The sequence below is a fragment of the Shewanella sp. FDAARGOS_354 genome (genome assembly GCF_002209245.2).
GTDB lineage: Bacteria > Pseudomonadota > Gammaproteobacteria > Enterobacterales > Shewanellaceae > Shewanella > Shewanella xiamenensis.
On sequence record NZ_CP022089.2, the window covers coordinates 3,792,522 to 3,807,447 of the forward strand.

General features: G+C 48.5%; 15 protein-coding genes. 12 read left to right on the forward strand and 3 right to left on the reverse strand.

Annotated elements, in window-relative coordinates:
• Nucleotides 1–87: 87 nt before the first annotated feature.
• The 3 genes from CEQ32_RS16985 to hslR form a co-directional block, all read right to left on the reverse strand.
• Nucleotides 88–1,629 carry a phosphoenolpyruvate carboxykinase gene (locus CEQ32_RS16985; protein ID WP_088586493.1) on the reverse strand — a complete coding sequence of 514 codons (1,542 nt, stop codon included), beginning with the start codon at nt 1,627–1,629 and terminating at the stop codon, nt 88–90.
• 199 nt (nt 1,630–1,828) lie between these two features.
• Nucleotides 1,829–2,689 (reverse strand): Hsp33 family molecular chaperone HslO, encoded by an 861-nt coding sequence (gene hslO, locus CEQ32_RS16990; RefSeq protein ID WP_037416407.1) that lies wholly within the window; start codon nt 2,687–2,689, stop codon nt 1,829–1,831.
• A gap of 36 nt (nt 2,690–2,725) precedes the next feature.
• Nucleotides 2,726–3,124 (reverse strand): ribosome-associated heat shock protein Hsp15, encoded by a 399-nt coding sequence (gene hslR, locus CEQ32_RS16995; protein ID WP_037416410.1) that lies wholly within the window; start codon nt 3,122–3,124, stop codon nt 2,726–2,728.
• A 251-nt stretch (nt 3,125–3,375) separates the two neighbouring features.
• Here hslR and gspC point away from each other — a divergent pair, with 251 nt between their 5' ends.
• The 12 genes from gspC (at nt 3,376) to CEQ32_RS17055 (ending at nt 14,901) form a co-directional block, all read left to right on the forward strand.
• On the forward strand, nt 3,376–4,302 hold the full coding sequence (gene gspC / locus CEQ32_RS17000; protein ID WP_037427535.1) for a type II secretion system protein GspC: 927 nt from the start codon (nt 3,376–3,378) through the stop codon (nt 4,300–4,302).
• A gap of 24 nt (nt 4,303–4,326) precedes the next feature.
• Nucleotides 4,327–6,441: a type II secretion system secretin GspD gene (gene gspD / locus CEQ32_RS17005; RefSeq protein ID WP_055647591.1), complete on the forward strand. Its 2,115-nt coding sequence runs from the start codon at nt 4,327–4,329 to the stop codon at nt 6,439–6,441.
• Complete coding sequence (gene gspE / locus CEQ32_RS17010) at nt 6,438–8,003, forward strand: type II secretion system ATPase GspE (RefSeq protein WP_055647590.1); 1,566 nt, start codon at nt 6,438–6,440, stop codon at nt 8,001–8,003. The genes gspD and gspE overlap by 4 nt, the downstream gene beginning before the upstream one ends.
• A 3-nt stretch (nt 8,004–8,006) precedes the next feature.
• Nucleotides 8,007–9,230: a type II secretion system inner membrane protein GspF gene (gene gspF, locus CEQ32_RS17015; protein WP_088586494.1), complete on the forward strand. Its 1,224-nt coding sequence runs from the start codon at nt 8,007–8,009 to the stop codon at nt 9,228–9,230.
• 74 nt (nt 9,231–9,304) lie between these two features.
• Nucleotides 9,305–9,739: a type II secretion system major pseudopilin GspG gene (gspG, locus tag CEQ32_RS17020; protein ID WP_011715426.1), complete on the forward strand. Its 435-nt coding sequence runs from the start codon at nt 9,305–9,307 to the stop codon at nt 9,737–9,739.
• Nucleotide 9,740: 1 nt separating this feature from the next.
• On the forward strand, nt 9,741–10,313 hold the full coding sequence (gspH, locus tag CEQ32_RS17025; RefSeq protein WP_081990910.1) for a type II secretion system minor pseudopilin GspH: 573 nt from the start codon (nt 9,741–9,743) through the stop codon (nt 10,311–10,313).
• Nucleotides 10,300–10,668, forward strand: coding sequence for a type II secretion system minor pseudopilin GspI (gene gspI, locus CEQ32_RS17030; protein ID WP_037416429.1), 369 nt, complete (start codon nt 10,300–10,302; stop codon nt 10,666–10,668). Before gspH ends, gspI begins: the two co-directional genes overlap by 14 nt.
• Nucleotides 10,649–11,416 carry a type II secretion system minor pseudopilin GspJ gene (gene gspJ, locus CEQ32_RS17035; RefSeq protein WP_037416432.1) on the forward strand — a complete coding sequence of 256 codons (768 nt, stop codon included), beginning with the start codon at nt 10,649–10,651 and terminating at the stop codon, nt 11,414–11,416. Before gspI ends, gspJ begins: the two co-directional genes overlap by 20 nt.
• A complete protein-coding gene (gspK, locus tag CEQ32_RS17040) occupies nt 11,413–12,411 on the forward strand; it encodes a type II secretion system minor pseudopilin GspK (RefSeq protein ID WP_088586495.1) in 999 nt (332 codons plus the stop codon). The genes gspJ and gspK overlap by 4 nt, the downstream gene beginning before the upstream one ends.
• 48 nt (nt 12,412–12,459) lie before the next feature.
• On the forward strand, nt 12,460–13,647 hold the full coding sequence (gene gspL, locus CEQ32_RS17045; RefSeq protein WP_088586496.1) for a type II secretion system protein GspL: 1,188 nt from the start codon (nt 12,460–12,462) through the stop codon (nt 13,645–13,647).
• Nucleotide 13,648: 1 nt separating this feature from the next.
• Nucleotides 13,649–14,125, forward strand: a complete 477-nt coding sequence (locus CEQ32_RS17050) for a type II secretion system protein M (protein ID WP_037416438.1) — start codon at nt 13,649–13,651, stop codon at nt 14,123–14,125.
• A 14-nt stretch (nt 14,126–14,139) separates the two neighbouring features.
• The gene (locus tag CEQ32_RS17055) at nt 14,140–14,901 is read left to right on the forward strand and encodes a type II secretion system protein N (RefSeq protein ID WP_037427523.1); all 762 of its coding nucleotides are present in this window, start codon (nt 14,140–14,142) and stop codon (nt 14,899–14,901) included.
• Nucleotides 14,902–14,926: the final 25 nt, after the last annotated feature.

The window sequence follows — 14,926 nt, forward strand, 5'->3', positions numbered from 1 at the left end:
ATAAAAAGCGCGGGTTCATCACTGAATCCGCGCTTTTTTACTCAACAATGTGTTTGATTACATTATCTAAATGAATCCGCTACGCGTTTATGCCTTTGGGCCAGCGTTACGGATGGCGTCTGACACTTGATACTTCGCGAAGTTCTTAGTGAAGGCTTCGGCCAGTTTTTGGGCGTATTCGGCGTACAGTGCTTTATCGCTCCAAGTGTTCACTGGGTTGAGTAGATTGCTGTCGACACCGCTAACCGCTACAGGCACCGCGAGGTTTAAGGTATCTAAATGAACGGTTTCAACGTTTTTCAGCTCGCCGCTGACAATCGCATCGACAATGGCGCGGGTGGTTGGGATGTCGAAACGTTTACCAATACCGTGTGGGCCGCCAGTCCAGCCAGTGTTAACTAGGTATACTTGGCTACCGAATGATTCGATACGCTTCATCAGCAGCTCAGCATACACGCCCGCAGGACGTGGGAAGAACGGCGCGCCGAAGCAGGTAGAGAAGGTTGACTGAATCGCAGAGGTTGAGCCGATTTCAGTCGAACCGACTTTCGCCGTGTAGCCAGAGAGGAAGTGGTAAGCCGCTTGCTCTTTGCTCAGGATAGAAACTGGTGGCAACACGCCAGACACGTCGCAGGTTAAAAACACCACTGCGTGAGGCTCGGCGCCACGGTTGTCTTCTTTACGCTGGGCGATATGCTCGAGCGGGTAAGCCGCACGGGTGTTTTCCGTCAGGCTGCTGTCTTTGTAGTTAGGTACGCGGTGCTCGTCCATTATCACGTTTTCCAGCACAGTACCGAAATGAATCGCATCCCAAATCACAGGCTCGTTCTTTTGGCTCAGGTCGATACATTTGGCGTAGCAGCCGCCTTCGATGTTGAATACGCCGCCCGGTGCCCAGCCGTGCTCATCGTCACCGATCAGGAAGCGTTTTGGATCCGCAGACAGGGTGGTTTTACCTGTACCCGACAGACCGAAGAATAGGGTGGTGTCGCCGTCTTTACCTACGTTTGCCGAGCAGTGCATTGGCAATACGCCTTGGGCTGGCAGCAGGAAGTTTTGTACAGAGAACATCGACTTCTTCATTTCGCCAGCGTATTTCAGGCCCGCTAGCAACACTTTGCGCTCGGCAAAGTTTAAGATCACCGCCGCATCTGAATTGGTGCCATCACGCTCAGGAACACAGACGAAGTCTGGTGCGTTGATGATTTGCCATACAGGCTTGTCTTGACGGTTAAATTCTTCTGGGATGATAAAAAGGTTGCGGGCGAACAGTTGGTGCCAAGCGTATTGAGTCGTCACGCGCACTGGCTGGTAATGTTCTGGGTCTGCACCGACTTCGAGGTCAGATACAAACAACTCTTTATCGGCGAGGAATGCTTCTACACGCGCCCATAATCCTTCAAAAGCACCGGGTTCAAATGCTTGGTTGACGGGTCCCCATTCGATATCAGCCGCTGAACTAGGTTCTTTAACAATAAAACGATCGCCAGGAGAGCGACCTGTGCGTGTACCAGTTTTGGCAACCAGCGCACCATTGGCGGTTAATTCACCTTCGCCGCGGAGCAGGGCAAATTCGACCAGTTGTGCTGTTGAGGGGTTGTAATGAACGCGGTTTAATCCATCCGCCATAGTGAGGTCTCCATTGACTTGTATTTGTAAGGTTATTTTTTATCGATCGTCTGCCGATTTTGCTTTTATTTATCGCCCGAGGCGTGCTAGGGGACAAAGTGTGCCGATTGTATCCTATCCGTAGCTAAAGTGTGAGCTGGATCATTGAGGTGGTACAAAAAAGGGCACCCAAGGTGCCCTTTTGACAGTAAGTAAAAACTTACTGCTGGGTATTTGAAGTGGTGCCATTGGCATAGATTGCTGCAACATCAATAGCATCGAATACGTATTTCGCATTGCAGTATTCACAACCCATTTCGACCTTACCGTCTTCCGCCAGAATGGCTTCGACTTCGGCTTGATCGATGGTTTTAATCGCCGCCGCGCTGCGCTCGCGTGAACAAGTGCATTTAAAGCTGACTTCGATAGGATCGAACAGACGTACTTCTTCTTGATGATACAAGCGGTGTAATACGTCCTGCGCTTCTAGGGTGAATAACTCTTCCGCCTTGATGGTCGCTGTCAGCTGACATAAATGCTCGAAGTCGGCATTATGATCTTCTTGGCTTGGTAATATTTGCAGGAACATGCCAGCAGCTTGTTTACCGTCGGCAAATAACCACATTGCTGTGGGTAATTGCTCTGACTGGTTAAAGTAGTCTTCGACACAGGCGGCTAAGGTGGGTTTATCAAGGGCGACCACGCCTTGATAGCGTTCGCCTTCGTCCGGTGTGAGGGTGATAACCATATAACCTTGGCCAAACAGATCGGCTAGGCTGGCATCGTCGGCTAACTCGCCATCCCAGCGTGCGATACCGCGTAATTGCTGCTGGTTATTGCCATTGATCACCGCCAGCGATACTGGGCCATTCCCTTGCAACTGCACGCTAATATCACCGCTAAATTTTAGGGTGGCGGTTAATAAAGAGGTCGCCGCTAGCAACTCGCCGAGCAGGGTTTGCAGCACAGGAGGATAGGCATGTGAGCCTATTACCTGCTGATAGCTATCTTGCAATTGCACCAGTTCACCACGCACATCGGCATTATCGAATAGGTAGCGGTGTAAAATATCTTGGGTCATTTTGTATCTCACTATTAGGTAACTTTTACGTAATTCTTAGCATTCTTTAAATCGGATAAGTTGGCGTCGTTGCTTTTTATCCGGTTTATGGTCGGGTGCAGGATTATTAAGAATATTCAATCGTCTTGCTTCGGCATTTAACGCGCGTTTAGCGATGCTGGCGGCGGTTTCTTCGTACAATTCCTGTGCAATTGATGCACTTTGGCGTGATTCTGATAATTTTTTTATGACGATCTCTTTATCGTCATAACCTTGTCGTATCTTAAGGACGGCACCTATCTCAGCATTCTTACTAGATTTGGTGCGCGCACCGTTGTAATGTACTTTGCCGCCGTTGATCATTTCTTTGGCTATGGCTCGGGTTTTATAAAAACGTGCGGCCCATAACCATTTATCGAGTCGAACGCTGCCACTGTCGCCTGAACTTTGTGTCATAGTGTCTCCAAGATAAAAGATCGATGAGTTCACATGCTGAGTAATAAAATGCCTAAGTCGCATTGCTATTATGTTAAAGAGTGGTGCGCTTCACACCCTTTTTAGGCGGGCAAAGTTAGCATAAATGGCCAATTTTCGCCAATTGCAATACTGTTATGGGGTTGTTGCCAAATGCGGCCTAGGTTAGCATGTGGCGAACATGATAATTTTTATAATCAGAACAGAGACCTGTATTGAGGGTCCACATAAATATGGATTTATTAGATAACGTTATCGCAAAAGCTGCAGGTATTCCGCATAAGCCGTTGAGTCAGGTTGTTTTCTGGCTTGGTTTTATTCTGAGTTTACTCTTAGCCGCGCAAATTACATGGAAACTCGTGCCTACCACCTCTTCTCCTACAGCATGGTCTCCCACTGCGGTGACCACGGCGGGTAAAGGGGCTGGGCAAATTGATCTGGCAGGATTACAGCAACTCGCACTTTTCGGCAAAGCCGACGCCAAGGCGGATAAACCTAAAGTCGAAGTGGTCGAAACCGTAACCGATGCGCCAAAGACTTCCCTTTCTATTCAACTGACGGGGGTGGTGGCATCCACCGCTGACCAAAAAGGTCTAGCGATTATTGAATCCAGTGGTAGCCAAGAAACCTACAGCTTGGGTGATAAAATTAAGGGTACATCCGCTTCGTTAAAAGAAGTCTATGCAGACCGGATTATCATTACCAATGCGGGTCGCTATGAAACCTTGATGCTTGATGGTTTGGTTTACACCAGTCAAAGCCCAGCGAATCAACAATTACAAAAGGCCAAGAGCGGAAAAGCTGAAGTCGTTAGCCGAGTGGATCAGCGCAAGAATGCTGAAATCTCTCAAGAGCTGGCCGAATCTCGCAGTGAACTCTTAGCCGATCCCAGTAAAATTACTGACTATATTGCGATTTCGCCCGTGAGACAGGGAGAAAACGTTGTTGGCTATCGCCTCAATCCTGGCAAAGATGTGAACCTATTTAAGCAAGCAGGCTTTAAACCCAATGACCTTGCTAAATCGATTAATGGATACGACCTGACCGTAATGAGTCAGGCGTTAGAAATGATGAGCCAATTGTCTGAATTAACTGAAGTTTCTGTTATGGTTGAACGGGAAGGGCAGTTGGTTGAAATCATGTTTAGTTTGCCGCAATAACACGCGTTAGGGGAAAGTAAAATAATGAATAACAAACGGATTCGACGCAAACTGATTGCTGGAGTTGTGGCGGGCGCCACTATGCTGACCTCGCAATTTGTTTGGTCTGAACAATATGCGGCCAACTTTAAAGGCACTGATATTCAAGAGTTTATCAATATTGTTGGTAAAAACTTGAACAAAACCATCATTGTTGACCCGACGATTCGCGGCAAGATCAACGTTCGCAGCTATGATCTGCTCAATGACGAGCAGTATTACCAGTTCTTCCTCAACGTGCTGCAAGTATACGGTTATGCCATCGTCGAGATGGAAAATAACGTTATCAAAGTGATCAAAGACAAAGATGCGAAAACCGCGGCGATTCGTGTTGCTAATGACAACGATCCTGGCCTAGGCGATGAAATGGTTACCCGCATCGTGGCGTTGTATAACACCGAAGCCAAGCAATTAGCACCATTATTACGTCAGTTAAACGATAACGCTGGTGGTGGTAACGTAGTGAACTACGATCCATCAAACGTGCTGATGCTCTCTGGCCGCGCTGCGGTGGTTAATAAGTTAGTTGAAATCATTCGCCGTGTAGATAAACAGGGTGATACCTCTGTTCAAGTCGTGCCACTTGAATATGCTTCTGCTGGCGAAATGGTGCGAATTATCGATACCCTGTACCGCGCGACAGCTAACCAAGCGCAGCTTCCCGGACAAGCACCCAAAGTGGTGGCCGACGAGCGGATTAACGCCGTAGTGGTTAGTGGTGATGAAAAGAGTCGTCAACGGGTGGTGGAGCTGATCCACCGTCTCGATGCCGAGCAAGCCAGCACGGGCAATACGAAAGTACGTTATTTACGGTATGCCAAGGCCGAAGACTTAGTTGAAGTGCTAACTGGTTTTGCCCAAAAGTTGGAAGGTGAAAAAGATCCTAGCGCTCAGGCAGCGGGTGGTGGCAAACGTCGTAATGAAATCAATATTATGGCCCACACTGATACTAACGCATTAGTGATCAGCGCTGAGCCAGATCAAATGCGCACTATTGAAAGCGTGATCAACCAACTCGATATTCGCCGCGCCCAAGTATTAGTCGAAGCCATTATCGTGGAAGTTGCCGAAGGCGATAACGTCGGCTTTGGGGTGCAATGGGCCGCGAAAGCGGATGGTGGCACTCAGTTCAATAACTTAGGCCCAACCATAGGTGAGATTGGCGCGGGTGTATGGCAGGCGCAGGATAAAGAAGGAACCTATATTACCAATCCAAACACAGGTGACGTGATTGGTAAAAACCCAGATACAAAGGGCGATGTTACCTTACTTGCTCAAGCCTTAGGTAAAGTGAATGGCATGGCATGGGGCGTTGCCATGGGTGACTTTGGTGCCCTAGTACAAGCCGTATCGAGTGACACTAACTCAAACGTACTGGCAACACCTTCTATTACTACCTTAGATAACCAAGAAGCATCTTTCATCGTCGGTGATGAAGTGCCTATTCTGACTGGTTCTACCGCCAGCTCAAACAACAGCAACCCATTCCAAACCGTTGAACGTAAAGAGGTTGGGGTGAAGTTAAAAGTGGTGCCTCAGATCAACGAAGGTAACGCGGTTAAGCTTGCGATTGAGCAAGAAGTCTCCGGCGTAAACGGTAACACGGGTGTGGATATTTCCTTCGCGACTCGCCGTTTAACCACTACTGTTATGGCTGATTCAGGCCAAATCGTGGTACTCGGTGGTTTGATTAACGAAGAAGTGCAAGAAAGCGTGCAGAAAGTGCCATTCCTCGGCGATATTCCAGTACTTGGCCATCTATTCAAATCTTCTTCCAGTAAGAAGACCAAGAAGAACCTGATGATCTTTATCAAACCCACCATTATCCGTGATGGTGTGACGATGGAAGGTATCGCAGGTCGTAAATACAACTATTTCAGAGCATTGCAGCTTGAACAGCAGGAGCGTGGTGTCAATCTAATGCCTGAGACTAAAGTGCCGGTATTAGATGAGTGGAACCAGTCTGAGTATGTGCCGCCAGAAGTGAACGATATTTTAGATCGTTATAAAGAAGGCAAAGGGCTAGAGACTCAGATGCGTAAAACTGACCCGACTCTCAAGTCGCTGGATGAAAACAAAAACAAAGATAAAACACAATGAGTGAAATACAAGTATCCCAAGTCGAGGATTTAAGCTTAGTTTCCAATGAACTAGGTATTGAAGCCGAAGGTGATGAGGTATTTCGCTCCAGCAGCAAAGAGCGTTTACCCTTTGCCTTTGCCCACCGCCATGAGGTGATTTTAGCCTATGGCGATGATGGCGCCTTGAACCTGTTTTATACCGCCAAAACCCCGTTAGCGGCGATGCTTGAAGCGCGTCGCTACTCGGGCGTGGATTTACCTTTGGTACAGCTCGAGCCGAGTAAGTTTGAGGTCAAACTGACTCAGGCCTATCAAGCCAATTCCTCCGAAGCGCAGCAGCTGATGGAAGACATTGGTAACGAAATGGATTTATTTACTCTTGCAGAAGAGTTGCCACAAACCGAAGATTTGCTCGAAGGCGATGATGATGCGCCGATCATTAAGCTCATTAACGCCCTGTTATCAGAAGCGATTAAAGAAGAAGCCTCGGATATCCATATCGAAACCTACGAGAAGCAATTGGTCGTGCGTTTCCGTATCGACGGTGTACTCAAAGAAGTGCTCAAGCCAAACCGTAAACTGTCATCTTTATTGGTGTCGCGGATTAAGGTTATGGCGCGCCTCGATATCGCCGAGAAACGTGTACCACAAGATGGCCGTATTTCGCTGCGGATTGCGGGCCGCGCGGTGGACGTGCGGGTATCGACCATGCCATCGAGCCACGGTGAGCGTGTGGTGCTGCGTTTGCTGGATAAGAACGCTGGTAATCTGGATTTAAAACAGCTGGGTATGACGGACAGCATCCGAGCCAAGTTCGATGAGCTTATTCGTCGTCCCCACGGCATTATCTTGGTAACGGGTCCTACGGGTTCGGGTAAGAGTACCACGCTGTATGCTGGACTTACTGAGATTAACTCTAAAGATACCAATATCTTAACCGTTGAAGACCCCATCGAATACGAATTAGAAGGCATAGGCCAAACTCAAGTTAACACTAAGGCGGACATGACCTTTGCCCGTGGTCTACGGGCGATTCTGCGTCAAGACCCCGATGTAGTGATGATCGGGGAAATCCGTGACCTTGAAACCGCCCAAATTGCGGTGCAGGCATCCTTGACGGGTCACTTAGTGATTTCGACTCTCCACACCAACACCGCTTCGGGCGCGATTACCCGTTTGCAGGATATGGGCGTAGAGCCTTTCTTAGTCTCATCAAGTTTGCTCGGGGTATTGGCTCAGCGCTTGATCCGTACCCTCTGTCCAAAATGTAAGACAGAGCATGTGCCCGATGAGCGTGAACGTGAGCTGTTGGGTATTACTGCCGATGATCCACGCCATATTTATCGTGCTAACGGCTGTAAGGCCTGTGGTAACAGTGGCTACCGTGGTCGTACGGGCATTCACGAACTATTGTTGGTCGACGATAATGTGCGCGAGCTTATTCACGGTGGACGTGGCGAACTGGCGATTGAGAAATATATCCGCCAGTCGGTACCAAGCATTCGCCACGATGGCATGAGCAAGGTGCTCTCAGGTATCACCACTCTGGAAGAAGTCCTAAGGGTGACCCGCGAGGAGTAAGCTATGCCTGCATTTGAATATAAGGCGCTGGACGCCAAGGGGAAGCAGCTTAAGGGCGTGATCGAAGCGGATACCGCCAGACACGCACGTAGCCAATTGCGCGATCAACGCTTGATGCCGCTGGATATTCTGCCGGTCACTGAAAAAGAAGCCAAGGCGAAAGGTGCGGGATTTTCGCCCTTTAAGCGCGGGATTTCAGTGGCGGAATTAGCGCTGATCACCCGTCAAATCGCGACACTGGTGGCGGCGGGCTTACCGATCGAGGAATGTCTTAAGGCGGTAGGCCAGCAATGTGAGAAGGCGCGACTTGCCAGTATGATCATGGCGGTGCGCTCCCGGGTCGTTGAGGGTTATAGTCTGGCCGATTCCTTGGCTGAATTTCCGCATATTTTCGATGACTTATACCGCGCTATGGTGGCCTCGGGGGAAAAATCAGGCCACTTGGAAGTGGTGCTAAATCGCTTAGCCGATTACACCGAACGTCGCCAGCAGCTTAAATCTAAACTGCAACAGGCGATGATTTATCCCATCATGCTGACGATTGTCGCCATTGGGGTGGTCTCAGTGTTACTTGCGGCTGTGGTACCAAAGGTCGTTGGTCAGTTTGAGCATATGGGCGCCGAGTTACCGGCGACGACCCGTTTCTTAATTGCTGCCTCGGATTTTGTCCAACACTATGGTCTGTTTGTTGTTTTAGCGATTGGTATTCTGTTGGTAGTGTTCCAGCGTCTACTCAAATCACCGATTTTCAAGATGAAATACCATACATTTTTGCTGAAAATGCCGGTGATTGGCCGAGTGAGTAAAGGGCTTAATACTGCGCGTTTTGCGCGTACCTTGAGTATTTTATCCGCCAGTTCGGTGCCTTTGTTGGACGGGATGCGCATTGCCAGCGAGGTATTGCAAAATATGCGGGTACGGGCGGCGGTGGATGATGCAACGGCGCGCGTACGGGAAGGAACTAGCCTCAGTACCGCGTTGACTAACACTAAGCTATTCCCGGCGATGATGCTATATATGATCGCCTCGGGGGAGAAGAGTGGTCTGCTCGAAGATATGCTTGAGCGTGCTGCGGATAACCAAGATCGCGAGTTTGAGAGTAATGTGACGCTCGCCCTCGGCGTATTCGAACCCATGTTAGTGGTGAGTATGGCGGGGGTTGTACTCTTTATCGTGATGGCCATTCTGCAACCGATATTGGCGCTGAACAATTTGATTAGTGGCTAGTTTTTGACATTATGGAATATTGCCTTTCAGTCATAGTGCTGAGAATGGCACAGGTTTTTTAGGAGATGTAATCGATGCAAATGAATAAAAAGCACAAGGGTTTTACCTTACTTGAAGTGATGGTGGTAATCGTTATCCTCGGTATTTTGGCGTCTATGGTGGTGCCAAATCTGATGGGCAACAAAGATAAAGCCGACCAACAAAAAGCGGTATCTGACATAGTCGCGCTCGAAAACGCTTTAGATATGTACAAGTTAGATAACGGTGTTTATCCAACGACTGAGCAAGGTTTAGAAGCCTTAGTGCAAAAACCAACGATTTCACCTGAGCCTCGTAACTACCGCGAAGAAGGTTATGTAAAGCGTTTACCACAGGACCCATGGCGTAATAACTACTTACTGTTAAGCCCTGGCGAAAACAGCAAGTTAGATATCTTTAGTGCAGGCCCAGACGGTCAACCAGGTACCGAAGATGATATCGGTAACTGGAACTTACAGAATTTCCAATAAGATGTTAACGCTGCGCCACGCTGGCTTCACCTTGATGGAGGTGATGCTGGTGATTTTGCTAATGGGACTCACCGCCGCGGCGGTGACCATGTCTATTGGCAATTCGGGGCCACAACAGGCGCTGGAAAAAACCGCGCAGCAATTTATAGCCGCTACAGAGTTAGTGCTGGATGAAACCGTATTAAGCGGCCAATTTATCGGTATTGTGGTGGAAAAAACCAGTTATCAGTTTGTTTTTTATAAAGATGGTAAATGGAATCCATTGGAAAAGGACAGAATTCTGTCTGAAAAACAAATGGAACCTGGTGTGGTGATTAATTTGGTGCTCGATGGTTTACCGCTCGCACAAGAGGACGAACAAGATGACTCTTGGTTTAAAGAACCTTTAATCGAGCCCTCTGCGGAAGATAAGAAAAAGCACCCTGAACCACAGATTTTGCTATTTCCCAGCGGCGAAATGAGCGCCTTTGAGTTGAGTTTTATTACCAAGACAGATAAAGGCCCCCTCGACGTATTGGTGGTGGGCGATGCCCTTGGCCGTTTAACCCTAGGGCGCCCCGATGAAATACGCTAAGGGCATGACGTTACTCGAAGTGATCGTCGCCTTGGCGGTGTTTGCGATTGCCGCCGTTTCAATCACCAAAAGCTTGGGTGAGCAAATGGCGAATATGCCGATTTTGGAGTCGCGCACCCTTGCTCAGTGGGTTGCCGACAATCAAATGGTCGATGCCAGACTCGAGCCTCAATTTCCGGAAATCGGTAAAAAAGAGGGCCAAGTAGAACTGGCGGGTAAGGATTGGTACTGGCGAAAAGAAGTGGTGAAAACCACCGATGATAATTTTCGCATGATCCGTATTAGTGTCAGTGAAGATGAGCGTTATCAGCGTATTGCAGCACAAGTGAGCAGTTATGTCCTTAAAACAAACTAATGCTCATCGGGGGTTTACCCTGCTGGAAATGCTGATCGCGATTGCGATTTTTGCCATGTTGGGCTTAGCGGCCAATGCGGTACTCAGCACAGTTCTGACCAATGATGAAGTGACAAAGAATTTCTCAACCCGTTTAAAAGCGTTGCAACAGGGCTTTGGGGCGATTGAGCGCGACTTGGGACAGATGGTTGCCCGCACACCTAGACTCCTCGAAGGTGGCCGCGGAACAACGGTATTTCAGACGGGGAATGACCTTTTAGATTCGGAGTCCGAGGCTTTAGTCTTTTACCGCTTGGGCTGGCTCAATCCAGACGGCTTATTGCCCCGTGGCAGTTTGCAGTCAGTCGCCTATGTTGTACGAGAAGGAAAATTAGAACGCTGGTATTTTCCTTACCCTGAGCCGGAATTTGGCGCCGAGCCAATCAAGACGGTGATTATCGATAAGGTGCTTTCGGTCGAGTATTCCTTCTTTATGGAGGATAAGTGGGAGCGCAAGGTTGAGGCGACTAAGTTACCCAAAGCCATTGCAATCGAAATTGAGATTGAAGGTCTAGGTAAGATTCAGCGTAAGTTTATGCTGCCTCTGGGCGCGGCGGCGCCAGAAAAGTCTAGTGATGAAGACAACAAAGACGAAAACACCGAAGACAATAAAGAAGACAACGGTGACAAAGATAATAACGGCGATGGTTCCGGTAACGGGGAAGAAGATCCCGGCACCGGTGAGCCAGAAAATGAGGATGGCGCATGATAAGGCGAACTCCTACTAAACAGCGTGGTGTCGCGCTGATCGTCGTATTACTGATCGTGGCCATGGTGGTGATTATTGCCACCAATATTACCAGTCGTAATCAGTTGTCGATGCGCCGCACCTTAAACTTAGCTCAGTACGATCAGGCCTATTGGTATGCGATTTCCGCCGAAGAGCTGGCGAAGAAGATCCTCAAGCAGGACTTAGACGATTCAGAGGGGCGTGTCCATAAGCAACAATATTGGGCCATGAGCGATGTGGTATTTCCGGCAGAATATGGCGAGATTGCAGGCAAGATCACCGATATGCGTTCGTGTTTTAACTTAAATGCCTTGTCTGTCACCACAAAAGATGTGGAAAACGGTCAACCTAAATTGCCCTTGGCGGCTAAGCAATACAAGGCGTTATTAGTGAGTTTAGGTATGGATGATTTTACCGCTGATCATCTCACTCAAACCCTAAAGGATTATATCGACGAAGACACGATCACCAGCCCCTATGGCGCTGAAGATGCCGAGTATGAAGCTCGCCATGTGCCATACCGTGCCGCCAACACTCTGATGAATCATCGGAGTGAGCTGCGGGCAGTGATGGGATACACACAGGATATTTATTTGAAATTATTGCCTTATATTTGTGTTATCCCGGGGAATGACAGGCAATTGTTGAATGTGAATACCATTGATGTCGAACAAGCAGCGCTGCTGGCGGCCATGCTCGATAATCAGATTTCCGTCGGTGAGGCCGAAAGCATTATCAACCAACGCCCTGGCGATGGTTTTGCCAAGATCGATGATTTTTATGAATCCTCCTCAATGGGGTCGATTAAGTGGGAAGATGCGATGAAGTCCAGTTTTGTGGTGGACAGTCAGTACTTCCTCCTCGCCTCGGGCGCTAAGGTCGATAACGCCATTTTTAGAATGGAGAGCGTGCTCAAAAAGAGCAGCGGTAACAAAATGGATGTGCTCACCCGTCAGTTTGGTGGACAAAAATAATAGCAAACAAGCTCAATCTTTTAAGATGGAAGCTGGTGGAGAAAAACTGTGAGTGAACGGCTATTTATTCGCTTAGGCAGAACCGCAGAGCAGGCATGCTCTTGGCTGGTTTGGTCCGAACAAGAACAAGAAATTATCGCCTCTGGTGAACTTGCCAACGCCCAAGGTTTATCAACCTTAACCGAGCGCGCGGGAAATCGGCCTATCGATGTATTGGTGCCAGCCTCCGCCATGACGCTCACCAGCGTGAATCTGCCCGAAAAAGGCCAACGCCAAGCCTTAAAAGCCCTGCCTTTTATGCTGGAAGAAACCATCGCCGATGATGTGGATGCGATGCACTTTACCGTTGGCCCACGCAATGGCGATGCCCTCAGCGTGGTAGCCGTTGCCCATGAGCAAATGCAAACTTGGCTTAGCTGCTTGGCTGAAGCGGGTTTAAAAGTGAAGCGTATCGTGCCCGATTGCCTCGCCTTGCCATTACAGGAATGCCAATGGGCGGCCATGCGTTTCGGTAACGAGTTATTACTGCGTACAGGATTAGGAACCGGCCATAGCCTGCCTTTACCTTGGCTGCCAGTAGCTATGAAGCAACTGACGGCTCAGACAGACGAGGTGTCGGTCGCCAGTTACACCGAGATGGAGTTGGACGGTGTCGAGCTTAAGCCACAGCCACTCGACTTACCTATGTTGGTGCTGGCGCGCGGCATTTTACATGCGCCGATTAACTTACTGACGGGTGTCTATACGCCTAAGCGCGAATACAGTAAGCATCTGTTGCAATGGAAAAATGCGGCAATTGTACTAGCCATTGCTATTGTGTTGTCTCTGGTAAATAAAGGCTTAACCATTCATCAGGTAAATGGCCAAATCGCCGATTTGAAGGCGCAAAGTGAAGCCATTTATCAACAAGTGATACCAGGCAATTCACGCATCGTGAATTTACGCTCGCAGATGGAGAGCCAACTGCGCGCACTCCAAGGCCAAGGCAGTGGTGCAGAGTTTTTTGCTATGCTGGCGGGGTTACAAGACGCCTTTAAACAAGTACCTGAGCTAAAACCCAATAGCTTGAGATTTGAAAGTGCCCGTAATGAAATCCGCATGCAGGTCACTGCTAAAAATTACGCGCAAATTGAGAAGTTTAAAGAGATTGTCGGCCGTCGTTTCCAAATGGATGGTGGCACTATGAATAGCGGTGAAGATCAGGTCACCAGCACCTTAACCTTGAGGAGCAAATAAGATGGATAATTTGCGGACTTGGTGGCAAGGGCTTGCGTCGCGCGAGCAGCAGATCGTAGGTTTTGGCGCCGTATTTTTAGTGATCGGTCTATTTTACTGGGGGATTTGGACGCCAATCGCCAATGCTGAGGCCAATGCACTGCGCAACTTAACGGCTCAGCAGCAAACCTTGACCTATGTAAAGCAGACGGCGAATAAAATCGCTGGCTTAAAACAAAGCGGCGCTAAGCCGACGATGAGCGGCAGTTTAAGTTCAGTCGTCAACCAAACAGCGGGTAGTTATGGCTTAGTGATTACTCGCATGCAGCCCCAGGGCGATAAAATCCAAGTGTGGATGGATGATGTGCCATTCGATGCCTTACTCAGTTATTTGAATGATTTAGTGCAGCAAAAGGGCTTATCCCTTGAGAGTGTTGATTTGGCGGAGGCTGACGCGCCTGGCTATGTCAAAGTAAGACGGATCCAACTAGCGCAATAGGTTAAGGTGTAGCTGTGAGTCTGATAAAAAAGATTATTATTGGTGTACTAATTTATATCGTGTTTTTAGTGGCGTTGTTTCCTGCCAGTGTGGCCGTGCGCCTCGCACCACTCCCAGCGAATGTGGGAATTTCTGGAGTGAGTGGCAGTATTTGGGCGGGTAGCATTGAAACTTTGAATATTCAGCAGCGCCAATTGGAGCAAGTGCGTTGGGAACTCAGCCCTTGGTCTTTGTTTTTAGGCAAAGTGAAGCTGGATTTTCAAGTAGGTAGCCGAGCAACACCCGTAAGTGCTAAAGGGTTAATCACTTGGTCAATGGCTGGCATTAGTGCGCAGGGATTACGCTTTGAAGCGCCCGATAGCTTCTTAATTGGTAATACTAAGCTGCCCTTTAGAACCGAAATTAATGGTGAAGTCAGCCTGCTGGTTGAAACCCTAGAACAAGGTAAACCTTGGTGCGAGCAGTTATCGGGTAAATTATTCTTAAACCAAACCAATGTGAAGAATCAATTCGGCGATTATCCACTGGGTAATATCGAGTTGGGCCTTAGCTGTGTTGAGGGGAAAGCCCAGCTTGCTACCGATGAGAGTAAAAACCAGTTGGGAATTATCGGTACCTTACAGTTAGACGAGGGGAATATGGTCAAGGTTGCCGCTAAGATCAAAGAGACCAACGAACAGCCGGAAGATATGCGTAAATCTCTTAATATCCTCGGCAAGCGTGGAGATGACGGTTACTTCCCTATTGTTTATCAGGGGCGTATTCCTGGGCTTTAATCTAGCCAGTAATGTAACCTAATGC

Bases quoted from the DNA above. Each gene is read 5' to 3' on its own strand.
- CEQ32_RS16985 (WP_088586493.1), bottom strand. From the start codon at position 1,629: ATGGCGGATGGATTAAACCGCGTTCATTACAACCCCTCAACAGCACAA.
- hslO (WP_037416407.1), bottom strand. From the start codon at position 2,689: ATGACCCAAGATATTTTACACCGCTACCTATTCGATAATGCCGATGTG.
- hslR (WP_037416410.1), bottom strand. From the start codon at position 3,124: ATGACACAAAGTTCAGGCGACAGTGGCAGCGTTCGACTCGATAAATGG.
- gspC (WP_037427535.1), top strand. From the start codon at position 3,376: ATGGATTTATTAGATAACGTTATCGCAAAAGCTGCAGGTATTCCGCAT.
- gspD (WP_055647591.1), top strand. From the start codon at position 4,327: ATGAATAACAAACGGATTCGACGCAAACTGATTGCTGGAGTTGTGGCG.
- gspE (WP_055647590.1), top strand. From the start codon at position 6,438: ATGAGTGAAATACAAGTATCCCAAGTCGAGGATTTAAGCTTAGTTTCC.
- gspF (WP_088586494.1), top strand. From the start codon at position 8,007: ATGCCTGCATTTGAATATAAGGCGCTGGACGCCAAGGGGAAGCAGCTT.
- gspG (WP_011715426.1), top strand. From the start codon at position 9,305: ATGCAAATGAATAAAAAGCACAAGGGTTTTACCTTACTTGAAGTGATG.
- gspH (WP_081990910.1), top strand. From the start codon at position 9,741: ATGTTAACGCTGCGCCACGCTGGCTTCACCTTGATGGAGGTGATGCTG.
- gspI (WP_037416429.1), top strand. From the start codon at position 10,300: ATGAAATACGCTAAGGGCATGACGTTACTCGAAGTGATCGTCGCCTTG.
- gspJ (WP_037416432.1), top strand. From the start codon at position 10,649: ATGTCCTTAAAACAAACTAATGCTCATCGGGGGTTTACCCTGCTGGAA.
- gspK (WP_088586495.1), top strand. From the start codon at position 11,413: ATGATAAGGCGAACTCCTACTAAACAGCGTGGTGTCGCGCTGATCGTC.
- CEQ32_RS17050 (WP_037416438.1), top strand. From the start codon at position 13,649: ATGGATAATTTGCGGACTTGGTGGCAAGGGCTTGCGTCGCGCGAGCAG.